Source organism: Pseudonocardia sp. SID8383 (genome assembly GCF_009864975.1).
In the GTDB taxonomy this organism is placed as follows: Bacteria; Actinomycetota; Actinomycetes; order Mycobacteriales; family Pseudonocardiaceae; genus Pseudonocardia; species Pseudonocardia alni.
In genome coordinates, this window is record NZ_WWFY01000747.1 from 1 (window position 1) to 12,609 (window position 12,609).

Annotated in this window: 13 protein-coding genes and 1 pseudogene; 6 read left to right on the forward strand and 8 right to left on the reverse strand. The window is 75.1% G+C overall.

Going from position 1 to position 12,609, the window contains the following annotated elements:
* Positions 1 to 231 precede the first annotated feature (231 nt).
* Together GTW08_RS17825 and GTW08_RS17830 are read right to left on the reverse strand one after the other, a co-directional pair.
* The gene (locus tag GTW08_RS17825) at positions 232 to 1,074 is read right to left on the reverse strand and encodes an MOSC domain-containing protein (protein WP_073576735.1); all 843 of its coding nucleotides are present in this window, start codon (positions 1,072 to 1,074) and stop codon (positions 232 to 234) included.
* Positions 1,068 to 2,171: a LacI family DNA-binding transcriptional regulator gene (locus tag GTW08_RS17830; RefSeq protein ID WP_073576736.1), complete on the reverse strand. Its 1,104-nt coding sequence runs from the start codon at positions 2,169 to 2,171 to the stop codon at positions 1,068 to 1,070. The genes GTW08_RS17825 and GTW08_RS17830 overlap by 7 nt, the downstream gene beginning before the upstream one ends.
* Positions 2,172 to 2,334: 163 nt before the next feature.
* Here GTW08_RS17830 and GTW08_RS17835 point away from each other — a divergent pair, with 163 nt between their 5' ends.
* From GTW08_RS17835 to GTW08_RS17845, 3 genes are read left to right on the forward strand one after another with little or no spacing between them, the layout of a single operon-like run.
* A complete protein-coding gene (locus tag GTW08_RS17835) occupies positions 2,335 to 3,342 on the forward strand; it encodes a metal ABC transporter solute-binding protein, Zn/Mn family (protein WP_304580163.1) in 1,008 nt (335 codons plus the stop codon).
* 1 nt (position 3,343) lies between these two features.
* Complete coding sequence (locus tag GTW08_RS17840) at positions 3,344 to 4,180, forward strand: metal ABC transporter ATP-binding protein (RefSeq protein WP_073576738.1); 837 nt, start codon at positions 3,344 to 3,346, stop codon at positions 4,178 to 4,180.
* Between the two features lie 8 nt (positions 4,181 to 4,188).
* Positions 4,189 to 5,034 carry a metal ABC transporter permease gene (locus GTW08_RS17845; protein WP_073576922.1) on the forward strand — a complete coding sequence of 282 codons (846 nt, stop codon included), beginning with the start codon at positions 4,189 to 4,191 and terminating at the stop codon, positions 5,032 to 5,034.
* A gap of 90 nt (positions 5,035 to 5,124) precedes the next feature.
* Here the strand turns inward: GTW08_RS17845 and rlmB are convergent, their stop codons facing one another.
* A complete protein-coding gene (rlmB, locus tag GTW08_RS17850; protein WP_073576739.1) occupies positions 5,125 to 6,099 on the reverse strand; it encodes a 23S rRNA (guanosine(2251)-2'-O)-methyltransferase RlmB in 975 nt (324 codons plus the stop codon).
* A gap of 14 nt (positions 6,100 to 6,113) precedes the next feature.
* Positions 6,114 to 7,505, reverse strand: coding sequence for a cysteine--tRNA ligase (cysS, locus tag GTW08_RS17855; protein ID WP_073576740.1), 1,392 nt, complete (start codon positions 7,503 to 7,505; stop codon positions 6,114 to 6,116).
* Positions 7,506 to 7,572: 67 nt separating this feature from the next.
* Here cysS and GTW08_RS17860 point away from each other — a divergent pair, with 67 nt between their 5' ends.
* Positions 7,573 to 7,992, forward strand: a complete 420-nt coding sequence (locus GTW08_RS17860) for a VOC family protein (RefSeq protein ID WP_073576741.1) — start codon at positions 7,573 to 7,575, stop codon at positions 7,990 to 7,992.
* Here the strand turns inward: GTW08_RS17860 and ispF are convergent.
* From ispF to GTW08_RS17875, 3 genes are read right to left on the reverse strand one after another with little or no spacing between them, the layout of a single operon-like run.
* On the reverse strand, positions 7,989 to 8,456 hold the full coding sequence (gene ispF / locus GTW08_RS17865) for a 2-C-methyl-D-erythritol 2,4-cyclodiphosphate synthase (protein WP_073576742.1): 468 nt from the start codon (positions 8,454 to 8,456) through the stop codon (positions 7,989 to 7,991). The genes GTW08_RS17860 and ispF overlap by 4 nt on opposite strands.
* Positions 8,453 to 9,169 carry a 2-C-methyl-D-erythritol 4-phosphate cytidylyltransferase gene (gene ispD, locus GTW08_RS17870; protein WP_073576743.1) on the reverse strand — a complete coding sequence of 239 codons (717 nt, stop codon included), beginning with the start codon at positions 9,167 to 9,169 and terminating at the stop codon, positions 8,453 to 8,455. The genes ispF and ispD overlap by 4 nt, the downstream gene beginning before the upstream one ends.
* A 5-nt stretch (positions 9,170 to 9,174) precedes the next feature.
* Positions 9,175 to 9,666, reverse strand: coding sequence for a CarD family transcriptional regulator (locus GTW08_RS17875; RefSeq protein WP_020625956.1), 492 nt, complete (start codon positions 9,664 to 9,666; stop codon positions 9,175 to 9,177).
* 343 nt (positions 9,667 to 10,009) lie between these two features.
* Between GTW08_RS17875 and GTW08_RS31975 the strand changes: the two genes are divergently transcribed.
* Together GTW08_RS31975 and radA are read left to right on the forward strand one after the other, a co-directional pair.
* Positions 10,010 to 10,747: a copper chaperone PCu(A)C gene (locus tag GTW08_RS31975; RefSeq protein ID WP_073576744.1), complete on the forward strand. Its 738-nt coding sequence runs from the start codon at positions 10,010 to 10,012 to the stop codon at positions 10,745 to 10,747.
* A complete protein-coding gene (gene radA, locus GTW08_RS17885; protein WP_073576745.1) occupies positions 10,744 to 12,123 on the forward strand; it encodes a DNA repair protein RadA in 1,380 nt (459 codons plus the stop codon). Before GTW08_RS31975 ends, radA begins: the two co-directional genes overlap by 4 nt.
* A gap of 3 nt (positions 12,124 to 12,126) precedes the next feature.
* Here the strand turns inward: radA and GTW08_RS17890 are convergent.
* Positions 12,127 to 12,609 (reverse strand): annotated as a pseudogene (locus GTW08_RS17890) (hypothetical protein); the annotation flags it as partial.

Consider the following 12,609-nt stretch of genomic DNA (forward strand, 5'->3'; position numbering starts at 1 on the left):
TCCGGGAGGCGGGGGCGGCCCGACACGTGGCGTCCCGGCCCCGGGACGCGGCGTGGGAGGCGGCATCGGGGGGCGCCGCCCGGCGGGGCCCGGGGGCGGTGGTGGCGGACGGCGACGTGGGTCGCGCTCGTCGTTCAGCGCAACCTCCCCCTCGCCCCGGTCCGGCCACCCGGACGGGCGACCCGAACCCGACGATACCGACGGGGCGGGAGGAACCGTGGCCGGTACGGGTCAGCGCGGCGGACCGCAGGCCGGGTCGACGGCAGCGAGCACCTCGACCTCGTCGCCGACGGCGATCTCCGCGCCCGGGTCGTCCGGGATCAGGTTGACCCCGAACCACACCTTGCCGTCGAACCGCCGGTGCCGGGCCAGGGTGGCCATCGGCTCGCGGCCCGTGACGGCCGTGTCCGGGTCGACGGTGGTGAGCACGCAGCGGGCGCAGCCCTTGGCCACCCGGAACTCCGCGGCGCCGATCCGGATGCGCCGCCAGCCGTCCTCGGCCCAGGCCGGTGCGCCGTCGACGACGGCGTTCGGCCGGAACCGGGTCATCGGCAGCGGCGCCTCGGCCGCGTCCGGGCCGTCGGCGACCAGCGCGTCCAGCGCGTGCAGCGAGGCCGTGGAGGCGAGCAGCAGCGGGTAGCCGTCGGCGTAGGAGACGCGGTCCTCGTCGTGGGAGAAGTCGGGGTCGGGACGGCGTCGGGCCGGGTCGTCGAGGTGGATCAGCCGCACCGGGTCGCCGAGCAGCTCGGAGAACCAGGCGTCGGCCGCCGGGCCGGCCGGGACGCCGGCGGTGTCCCAGCGGTGCACGCGGGCCGGCACCGGCTCGCCGTCGGGCACGGGGACGGTGAACGGCGGCAGCCCCGGTCCGGTCAGGCGGAGCCCGTCGTCGGCGGGGGTGGGCGCGACGAGCACGAGCCGCGGGTGGGTGCGCGCGGTGACCACGGCGCCGTCGTAGCGGACCAGCATCCAGCGCCGGTCCCCGGCGAGACCGGCCCGTTCGACGACCGCGCGGGCGACGTCCGCGCCCCGGCAGGACTTGACCGGGTAGCGGCGCAGCCCGGTCAGGCTCACCATCCGGAGAAGAACTCCCCGGACTGGCGCAGCCCGCGGGTGGTCGCCCCGACGATCAGCTCCGTCGGGAGCGTGACGTGCTCGGGGACGTGGCGGTCGCCGCGTTCGAGCAGCAGCCGTCCGGCCTCGAGGCCCTTCTCGCGGAACGGCTGGCGGACCGTGGTCAGGCCGACGCGCTCGGCCTCGGGCACGCCGTCGAACCCGGCGACCGAGAGGTCCTCGGGCACCCGCAGGCCGCGGTCGCGGGCCTCGCGCAGCGCGCCGAGGGCGAGGATGTCGGAGGTGCACACCAGCGCGGTGATCCCGGGGTGGGAGTCCAGCAGGGTGGCGGCGCCGTCCGCGCCGGCGTCGAGGGAGTGCTCGAACCGCTCGATGACCGGGACGTCGGCCCAGTCGACACCGGCCTCGGCGAGCGCCGCGCGCAGCCCGGCGAGGCGCTCCCGCTGCACGGCGTAGGAGCTGCCCTCCTGCCGGGCGACGTCGGCCCTGCCGTCGTGCCGGTGCGAGGACAGGCGCATGCAGAGCACACCGACGCGGCGGTGGCCGAGCTCGACGAGGTGCCGCCCGAGCGCGAGGGTCCCGGCGCGGTCGTCGACGCCGACGCGGTCCACCCCGGTGATCCCGGTGGGCTGGTCGCAGACGACCGTCGGCACCGGGCGCTGCAGGACGGCCCGGAAGTGCGGGTCGTCCTCACTGACCGAGTAGACGACGAAGCCGTCGACCCCGGCCTGGTAGACGGAGTCAACGTCGGAGTGCTCGGGGCTGACCGGGATCAGCAGCAGGCCGGTGCCCGCCTTCTCACAGGCCAGCGCGAGCCCCTCCAGGAAGCCGGTGGCGCCCGGGTCGCGGAAGGCGTAGCTGAGCGCCTCGGTGAGCAGCAGGCCCACCGCTCCGGCGCGCCGGGTGCGCAGCGAGCGGGCGACCGGGTCCGGGCCCGGGTAGCCGAGCCGCCGGGCCGCCTCCAGGACACGCTCGCGCAGCGGCGCGGACAGCTGGTCGGGGCGGTTGTAGGCGTTCGACACGGTCGTCCGGGAGACCCCGAGCTCGGCGGCCAGCGACGCGAGCGTCGCCGGACGCCGCGGGTGCTGGGGGCCGGTCATTCCCCGAACGGTAGCGGCGCGGTCACGCACGTGAAAGTCCGCCACGACCGGCCACGACGGGATCACACGCCGCGCGCGTTCCCGGCTCCCCGTACAGCGGTAGAGTGAATCTGAGAATGATTTCCAATAAATGTATGCCGATATGTTGATGGGAGTTCCGTCCGTGTCCCGATCCCCGCTCCGCCCGGCCGCGCTCGTGGCCGGGCTGGCCGCACTCGCCCTGGGTCTGACCGCCTGCGGCTCCGGCCAGGTCGACGCCCCCACCAGCGCCGACACCCCGCAGGTGAAGATCGTCACCTCCACCGACGCCTGGGGCGCGGTCGCCCGCGCCGTGGGCGGCAACTACGCCAGGGTCGAGTCGGTCATCAGCTCCCCCGACGTCGACCCGCACGGCTACGAGCCGACCCCGCAGAACGCGGCGACCGTCGGCGAGGCCCAGCTGCTGGTCATGAACGGCGGCGGCTACGACGCGTTCATGACCGATCTCGTCGCCGCGTCCGGCAACGCGGCACCGCTGGTCGACGCCGTCGAGGTCTCCGGCATCGAGGGGGCCCAGGAGGCCGCCGCCGACGACCACGGCCACGACCACGACGCCGGGGCCACTCCCGAGCCCGCGGGCGAGGCGGAGCACGAGCACGGCTCGTTCAACGAGCACGTCTGGTACGACCCGGCCGCGGTCGGCCGCGTCGCCGAGCAGCTCGCCGACCAGCTCGGCCGCATCGACCCGAGCGCCGCGGAGTACTTCCGCACCAACGCCCAGACCCTCGAGGGCGGCGTCGCCCAGCTGACGTCGAAGGCCACCGAGATCGGCCGCGCGCACCCGGGGGCCCGGGTCGCCGTCACCGAGCCGGTGCCCGCCTACCTGCTGCAGGCCGCCGGGATCGCGAACGCGACCCCGCAGGAGTTCTCCTCGGCCGTCGAGGAGGGCACCGACCCGCCGGCCGCCGTCGTCGCGCAGATGCTCGGGCTGTTCACCGCGCAGCCGCCGGTCGACGCGCTGATCCTCAACAGCCAGACGACCTCGCCGACCACCGACCAGGTCCGCGACGCCGCCCAGAAGGGAGGCGTCCCGGTGGTCCAGATGTCCGAGACGCTGCCCGCGGGCACCACCGACTGGGTGCAGTGGATGAACGCCAACCTGGACGAGCTCTCCGCGGCGCTGAACCGCTGACATGGGTTCCTCGCAACAGTCCGCGTTGTCGCTGCGCGGGGCGGGCCTCCGGTTCGGGGCCCGGACCCTCTGGTCCGGCCTCGACCTGGACGTCGCACCCGGCGAGTTCGTCGCCGTCCTCGGCCCGAACGGCTCCGGCAAGACGACGCTGATGCGCGTCCTGCTGGGGCTGCTCCCGCTCTCCGACGGCACCGTGACCGTCGGCGGGCACACCCCGCGGCGCGGCAGCCCGGAGATCGGCTACGTCCCGCAGCAGCAGCCGCTCGACCCGGACCTGCCGCTGCGCGGGCGCGACCTCGTCGGCCTCGGGCTCGACGGGCACCGCTTCGGTCTCGGCCTGGGCCGGCGACGCGAGCGGCGCGAGCGCGTCGACCGCGCGCTCGCCCAGGTCGGCGGCACCGGGTACGCCGACGCCCCCGTGGGGCGGCTGTCCGGCGGCGAGCAGCAGCGGCTGCGGGTCGCGCAGGCACTCGTCGGGGACCCGGCGGTGCTGCTGTGCGACGAACCCCTGCTCAGCCTGGACCTGTCCCACCAGCGGATCGTGACCCGACTGATCGACGAGCGCCGCCGCGCCGCGGGCACCGCGGTGCTGTTCGTGACCCACGAGATCAACCCGGTGCTGCCGCTGGTGGACCGGGTCCTCTACCTCGTCGACGGCCGGTTCTCGATCGGCACCACCGACGAGGTCATGACCTCGGAGACGCTGTCGCGGCTCTACCGCACCGACGTCGACGTGCTGCGGGTCCGCGACCGGCTGGTCGTCGTCGGGGCCGAGGACTCCCCGGTCCCCCGGGACGAGCACGCCGAGCACGGCGTCGCGGTCGGGGGTGGCGCGTGACCGAGTTCCTGGCCCGGATCCTCGACCTGTCCGGCACCGGCACGTTGCTGGGCTACCCGTTCGTCCGCAACGCGCTCATCGCCTGCGCGGTGCTCGGGCTGGTCGCCGGGCTGCTCGCCCCGCTGGTCGTCAGCCGCGGGATGGCCTTCGCCGTGCACGGCACCGCCGAGCTGGCCTTCACCGGGGCCGCAGCCGGGCTGCTGCTCGGCGTCGCCGTCGGGGTGGGGGCGGTGGTGGGCGCCGTCGTCGCCGCAGTGATCTTCGGCGTGCTGGGCCTGCGCCAACGCGAGCGGGACTCGGCGATCGGCGTGGTGATGGCGTTCGGGCTCGGCCTGGGCGTGCTGTTCCTGGCCCTCTACGACGGCCGCTCCTCCAACCGGTTCGGCCTGCTGACCGGCTCCATCGTGTCGGTCGACCAGCAGAACCTGTGGGTGCTGGGGGTCGTCGCCGTCGTCGTGCTCGCGACCCTGGCGCTGCTCTACCGGCCGCTGCTGTTCGCCAGCACCGACCCCGACGTCGCGCTGGCGCGCGGTGTGCCCGTCCGCGCGCTGACCCTGGTGTTCGGCGTGCTGATCGGCCTGGTGACGGCGCTGGCCGTGCCGATCGTCGGAGCGATCCTGGTGCTGTCGGTGCTGATCGTGCCCGGCGCCGCGGCGAACCGGGTCACCGCGAACCCGCTGCTGGCGACCGTCCTCGCGATCGTCATCGCGGAGGTCGCGCTGGTCGGCGGGACGATCCTGTCGCTGGCGCCGGGGCTGCCGATCTCGGCCTACGTGGCGACCATCGGGTTCGTCGCCTACCTGCTCTGCCGGCTGGTGGGCCGGCTGCGCGGCCGGGGCCCGGTCCGCGCCTGATCCGCTGTCCGCGCGGTGATCCGCCCGTCGCGTGCGTCCGGACGCGCGCGGGGAGCGGATCACCGCGCGTCGCGGCGATCACGCGTCGGGTCAGCGGCCGACGCGACGGCGGCGGGCCACCTCGGCCAGAACGACGCCGGTGGCGACCGAGGCGTTCAGGGACTCCACGCGACCGGCCAGGGGGATCGAGACGGTCACGTCGCAGGTCTCGCGGACCAGCCGGGACAGGCCCTTCCCCTCCGACCCGGTGACGATCACCAGCGGCCCGGAGGCCAGGTCGAAGTCGTCGAGGGAGACGTCGCCGTCGGCGGCCAGACCGGCGACCATCAGCCCTGCGGAGGCGTACTCCTGCAGGGTGCGGGTCAGGTTCGTCGCGCGCGCGACCGGGACCCGGGCCGCGGTGCCCGCCGAGGTCCGCCAGGCCACCGCGGTCATGCCCGCGGCGCGCCGCTGCGGCACGACGACGCCGTGCCCGCCGAACGCCCCCACCGACCGGACGACCGCACCCAGGTTGCGCGGGTCGGTCACCCCGTCCAGGGCGACGGCCAGTGCCGGGCGCCCGGAGTGCGACGCGGCCTCCAGCACCTCGTCGGGGTGGGCGTAGGCGTACGGCGGCACCTGCAGGGCGAGGCCCTGGTGCAGCGCTCCGCCGCTGATCCGGTCGAGGTCGTTGCGCGGCACCTCCAGGATGGAGATGCCCCGCTCCGCAGCCAGCGCGACGGCCTCGGTGACGCGGTCGTCGGCGGACATGCCGGTGGCCACCTGCAGCGCCGTCGCCGGGACGCCGGCCCGCAGGCACTCGACGACCGGGTTGCGGCCGAGCACGGTCTCCGGGGTCTCCCCGTCACCGCGACGGCCCGCGACCGGGCGTCGGCGCTGCTGCTGGTCCTGGGCGGCGCGGCGCGCGGCCGCCCTCGCCTTCGGGTGGCCGGGTCGCATCTCGCCGGGCGGGGTCGGGCCCTTGCCCTTCAGTGCGCGCCGGGGCTGGCCGCCGGATCCGACGACCATGCCCTTCTTGGTGCCGTCCTTACGGATCGCACCGCGGCGCTTGGAATTGCCTGCCATGAGTTCTACGAGTCCTAGTTGTCTTTGAGAGTCCAGGTGGAGCCGTCGGCGCCGTCCTCGACGGCGATCCCGGCGGCGAGCAGCTCGTCGCGGAGCCGGTCCGCGGTGGCGAAGTCGCGCTCGGCGCGCGCGGCCCGGCGGCGCTCGAGCATCGTCTCCACCAGGGTGCCCAGTGCCTGCCGGGCGGCGTCGCCCGACTCCTCGGCCACGCCGCCGGCTGCCAGCGGGTCCAGGCCGAGCACCTCGGTCGTCGCACGGACCGCGGACGCGGCCCGCAGCGCGCCGGTGACGTCCCCGGCGTCGAGGGCGGTGTTGCCCTCGCGCACCAGGGTGTGCACGGTGCCGAGCGCGAGCGGGGTGCCCAGGTCGTCGTCGAGTGCGGCGGTGAACGCACCGGGCAGCTCGGCGGCGACCTCGGGCAGGCCGTGCCGCTCGCGCACCCGGTGCACGAACGACTCGATCCGCCGGTACGCGGCGACGGCCTCGTCCAGCGCGGCGTCGGAGTACTCGATCGCCGATCGGTAGTGCGGGCCGACCAGGTAGTAGCGCAGCTCGGCCGGGCGTACCCGCTCGAGCAGGTTCTCGATCGCCAGGGTGTTCCCCAGCGACTTCGACATCTTCTCCCCGCCCATGGTCACCCAGGCGTTGTGCAGCCAGAACCGGGCGAACCCGTCCCCGGCCGCGTGACTCTGGGCGCGCTCGTTCTCGTGGTGCGGGAACACCAGGTCCAGGCCGCCGCCGTGGATGTCGAACTCCGGGCCGAGGTAGGCGGTCGCCATCGCCGAGCACTCCAGGTGCCAGCCGGGACGCCCGTTCCCCCAGGGGGTGGGCCAGCTGGGCTCGCCGGGCTTGGCGGCCTTCCACAGCGTGAAGTCCAGGGCGTCGCGCTTGGCGCCGCCCTCGCCCTCACCCTGGTGGACGTCGTCGACGCGCTGACCGGACAGCGCGCCGTAGTCGGGCAGGGTGCGCACGGCGAAGTACACGTCTCCGCCCGCGGCGTAGGCGTGGCCGCGCTCGATCAGCCGCTCGACCAGCTCGACCATCTGCGTGATGTGCCCGGTCGCCCGGGGCTCCACCGACGGCGGCAGGCAGCCCAGCGCGTCGTACGCGGCGGTGAAGGCCCGCTCGTGCGTGGCCGCCCACTCCCACCACGGACGGCCCGCGGCCTGCGCCTTGCGCAGGATCTTGTCGTCGATGTCGGTGACGTTGCGGACCAGCGTGACGTCGTACCCGGACCGGGCCAGCCAGCGGCGCAGCACGTCGTAGTTCAGGCCCGAGCGGACGTGGCCGATGTGCGGCAGGCCCTGCACCGTCGCCCCACAGACGTACATCGACACTGCTCCGGCCCGCAGCGGCGTGAACGCACGCTGCTCCCTGGTCGCTGAGTCGAGAAGTCTGAGGCTCACGTCACCAGGGTACGGGCCTCCGATTCGTCCACTACACGCGCGGTGGGGCTGCGGCAAGGTGTCCGGCATGGCTGTTCAGCGGATGTACCCGCGGCTGGTCGTGCCCGACGCCGACGCCGCGATCGACTTCTACCGCGCCGCGTTCGGCGCGGAGCTCGTGGAGCGCTACACCGACGGCTCCGGCGCCGTGGTGCACGCCCTGCTGCGGGCCGGCGGCGCGGAGTGGGCCGTCAAGGACGGCGACGACGTCGACCCCGCGCCGTCGGGGCCCGGCGCGGTGATCCTGGCCCTGGAGGTCGACGACCCGGACGCGGTCGCCGCGGCGATGGTGGAGCACGGCGGCCGGGTGCTGTTCCCGGTGACCGACCACGACTACGGGCAGCGCGGCGGCCGGCTCGCCGACCCGTTCGGCCACGCCTGGATGGTGGCGGCCCACGCCGACGACCTCACCCCGGAGCAGATCCAGGAACGGACCGGGCGTCTCTAGCCCGCGGGCAGCAACAGCGCCGTCGCGACGGAGGCGCGGCCCTCGCCGCGCCCGGTCAGCCCCAGCCCGTCGGTCGTCGTACCGGACACCGACACCGGGCCGCCCACCACCTCCGAGAGCACCCGTTCGGCCTCGGCCCGGCGCTTCCCGATCTTCGGGTCGTTCCCGATCACCTGGACGGCGGCGTTGCCGACGGTCCAGCCGTCGCGGGTGAGCAGGCGGCGGACCTCGGCGAGCAGGGTCGCCCCGCTCGCACCCGTCCACTCCGGACGGCCGGTGCCGAACACCGCGCCCAGGTCGCCCAGCCCCGCCGCGGACAGCAGGGCGTCGCACAGGGCGTGTGCGGCGACGTCGCCGTCGGAGTGCCCGGCGCAGCCGTCGGCCCCGGGCCACAGCAGACCCGCGACCCAGCAGTCGCGGCCCGGCTCGACCGGGTGCACGTCGGTACCGATCCCGACCCTCATGCGTGTTCCTCGTGCTCGGTGACGCGGCCCGCCCCGGCGAGCAGCAGTTCGGCGATGCGCAGGTCCCACGCGGTGGTGATCTTGAACGCGAGCGGGTCCCCGGCGACGGTGGTGACCGGGTCGCCGAGCGCCTCGACCAGCCCGGCGTCGTCGGTGCGGGGGTCGGGTGTGCCCGCGTGGGCGCGGCGCAGGTCGGCCGCGCGGAACCCCTGCGGCGTCTGCACCGCACGCAGCTCGGAACGGTCCACGGTGGACACGACGGTCCCTGCGCCGTCGACCCGTTTGACCGTGTCGGCCACAGGGAGCACCGGGATCACCGCGGGCGCGCCCGCGCGCACGGCGCCGACCACCCGGCGGACGACGTCGGGTGGGGTGAGCGGGCGCGCGGCGTCGTGCACCAGCACGACCTCGGCGTCCGTCCCGGTCGCAGCGAGACCCGCCGCGACGGAGGCGGTGCGGTCGGCACCGCCGGCGACGACGGTCGCCGGACGTCCGGGCAGCATGGCGGCGGCGGCGTCCACCTGGTCCGCGGGGACGACGACCACCACGTGCCCGACGACGTCGGACGCGAGAAGGCCGTCGACCGCGCGTACCAGCATGGGAACCCCGGCCAGTCCGACGAACGCCTTGGGCACACCTGCACCCAGACGCACCCCGGAACCGGCCGCGGGAAGCACCGCGACGACACCCGCCCCGGAGGACGGTCCGTGCACGCCGGTCAGGCGTTCGCGGTGGCGAGCACCTCGTCGAGCAGGACCTCGGCCCGCTCCTCGTCGGTGCCCTCGGCCAGCGCGAGCTCGCTGACCAGTATCTGCCTCGCCTTGGCCAGCATCCGCTTCTCACCGGCGGACAGGCCCCGGTCCTTCTCCCGCCGCCAGAGGTCGCGGACGACCTCGGCGACCTTGTTCACGTCACCGGACGTGAGCTTCTCCCAGTTCGCCTTGTACCGGCGCGACCAGTTCGTGGGCTCCTCGGTGTGCGGCGCGCGCAACACCTCGAAGACCCGATCCAGCCCCTCCTGGCCCACGACGTCACGAACACCGACCACCTCGACGTTGTCGGCGGGGATGCGCACCGTCAGATCGCCCTGCTGGACCTTCAGGACGAGGTACTGCACTTCCTCGCCCTTGATCGTCCGGGTCTCGATCGCCTCGATGAGCGCGGCACCGTGGTGCGGGTAGACGACGGTCTCTCCGACCTTGAAAACCATGTGTCCTCTGGCCCCTTTCGCTGAGTCCAGATTAACACGTCGCCCGGGCGGGACGGCGACCGGCTTTCACCGTCGTCGCAGGTCAGGGGGTTGACAACGGCGGAGGAACGTGTTTCCGCGGGCGTGGCGCCCATCCGGACCGGCCCGGCCACGTGCCGGTCGCCGCCGCGTCACGCCCCGGACCACCGGGTCTGCCGCCCCACCGTCCGGCGGGGACGCGGTCGTCACACCCGGGTGCCCGACCGCGCAACGCGCCGGAGCGCGCGACTAGGCTGCCTCCCGACAGACCCAGCATGTGCGCCGGGGGCACTTCGGGGCACCGGCAAGGAAGGACACGACGACCGTGAGCCGCACCCGCCGTTCCGCCCGGACCCTGGCCGGGGTCGCCGGCGCCGTCGCCCTGACCGGCCTGCTGATCAGCGGCTGTGGAGCCGGGCAGATCGCGCAGACCGCAGAGCAGGTCGCCGCCGTCAACGGCGCCAACGCCACGGTCGGCTCGGTCGACCTGCGTGACGTCCAGGTCGCCTACCCGACCACGCCCGCGGGCCCGGACGCGCTCTACCGCCAGGGCGGCGCCGCTCCGCTCGTCGCCACCCTGGTCAACACCGGATCGGTCGCCGATCGTCTGGTGTCGGTCACCTCGCCCGCCGCCGCGTCGGTGCAGATCCAGGGCGACGCGACCATGCCGCAGGACATCGCGCTGGTCTCGCCGGGCAACCTGCAGCTGACCCCGACCAACGCCAAGCGCGTGCAGCTCGTCGCCGAGGGCCTGACCCGTCCGGTCCCGGCCGGCGCGCAGATCCCGATGACGTTCGTGTTCGAGAAGGCCGGCTCGGTGACCCTCACCGTCCCGACCGGCGTGCCGACCGTCGAGGGTTCCCCGGGGCACGCCCCGGAGCGCGCGTCGTTCGCCGACGGCGAGGAGGGCGCCAACGGCGCCGAGACCGGCGTCAACTCCGAGACCGGCGGCCAGGCCGAGGCCCCGTCGGTGGATCAGCCGAACCCGGTCCCGGCCGGTGAGGGCGCCCCCGTCGCGCCCGGCAACGAGGGCAGCGGCGCCGGCGGCGCCGCCGGCAACTGACCCCCCGGTCCCGCGCCGCCCGCTCGGGCGGCTACCGCTGCACCGAGTGCGACCACCGCACGGCGCAGTGGGTGGGGCGCTGTCCGGGCTGCCAGGCCTGGGGGTCGCTCGAGCAGGTCGAGCCGGTGCGCACCGGCGGGGGCGGCCGGACCGTCGTCGCCGGGGCGCCCAGCACCCCGGCCCGGCGGATCGCCGAGGTGGAGCTGGACTCCGCCCGGGCCCGGCCGACCGGCGTCGACGAGCTGGACCGGGTCCTCGGTGGCGGGCTCGTCCCGGGCGCGGTGGTGCTGCTGGCCGGTGAGCCGGGCGTCGGCAAGTCCACGCTGCTCCTGGAGGTCGCCGCACAGGCCGCGGCCCGGTCCCGGGTCCTCTACGTCTCCGGTGAGGAGTCCGCGGGCCAGGTCCGGTTGCGGGCCGAGCGCACCGGCGGCGTCCACGACGAGCTCTACCTCGCCGCCGAGTCCGACCTCGAGTCGGTGCTCGGCCATGTCGACGCGCTGCGGCCGTCGCTGCTGGTGGTGGACTCGATCCAGACCATGTCCACCGCCTCGGTCGACGGCAGCCCCGGCGGGGTGACCCAGACCCGCGCCGTCACCGTGGGGCTGACCGCGCTGGCGAAGGAACGCGGCCTGGCCGTGCTGCTCGTCGGCCACGTCACCAAGGACGGCGGCATCGCGGGCCCGCGGGTGCTGGAGCACCTGGTCGACGTGGTGCTGCACTTCGAGGGCGACAAGCACTCGGCGCTGCGGATGGTCCGCGGGGTGAAGAACCGGTTCGGTCCGGCCGACGAGGTCGGCTGCTTCGAGCTGCGCGACTCCGGCATCGTCGGTCTCGCCGACCCCTCGGGGCTGTTCCTCGGCCGGTTCGGCCAGGGCGCCGACACGGTGCAGCCGGGGACCGCGGTGACCGTCGTGATGGACGGGCGACGGCCACTGCTGGCCGAGGTGCAGGCGCTCGTCGCGGGGGCGAACATCCCGAGCCCGCGCCGTGCGGTGACCGGGCTGGACTCGTCGCGGGTGCCGATGCTGCTCGCCGTCGTCGAACGGCGGGGCGGGCTCAAGCTGCACGACGCCGAGGTCTACACCGCCACCGTCGGCGGGATGCGGATCACCGAGCCCGCGGCCGACCTCGCCATCGCGCTGGCGGTCGTCTCGGCGAAGCGGGACGCGGCGCTGCCCGCGGACCTCGTCGTGCTGGGCGAGCTCGGGCTGGCCGGCGAGCTGCGCCGGGTGCACGGGGTCGACCGGCGCCTCGCGGAGGCCGCACGGCTGGGCTTCACCCGGGCGATCGTCCCCACCGGGGCCGAGGTCGGGCGGACCGGGATGCAGATCACCGAGGCGTCGTCGCTGCGCGAGATCATGGCCCGCATCCGCTGAGCCTCAGCTCATGAGCAGCGGGACGGGCTCGCTCACGACCCGGTCGAGCCGGGCCAGCACCCGGTAGCCCCCCGGGCCCACCCGGGTGCGCTCGCCCGCACAGCCGGGCTCCGAGGCGAGCCCGGTCCAGGTCACGGCGAAGGCCACCGGCTGGCCGGGCACCAGGGTGCGCAGGTCGTCCGACGACGGGTTGGAGCAGTCGTTGGACGACCAGAGCTTGGTCGCCCCGTCGCCGCTCCAGACGGCGATCTCCTGCTGGGCGCCGTCGAGGTCGCGCACGCAGGGCTGGCCGGAGACGTTGGTGACGACCAGCCGCAGCTCGGGCCGCGCGCCGGAGGGGTAGGTCGGCTGCCCGGTCTCGGCGCGCACCTCGATCATCGCGTCGGTGCAGGGCACCGGACCGGTCGGCGGGGAGGGTGCGGCCTGCGGCACCTGGACGGACGGGCGTGGTGTGTCGTCGGGGCGGACCGTCTCGTCCGCCGGGCC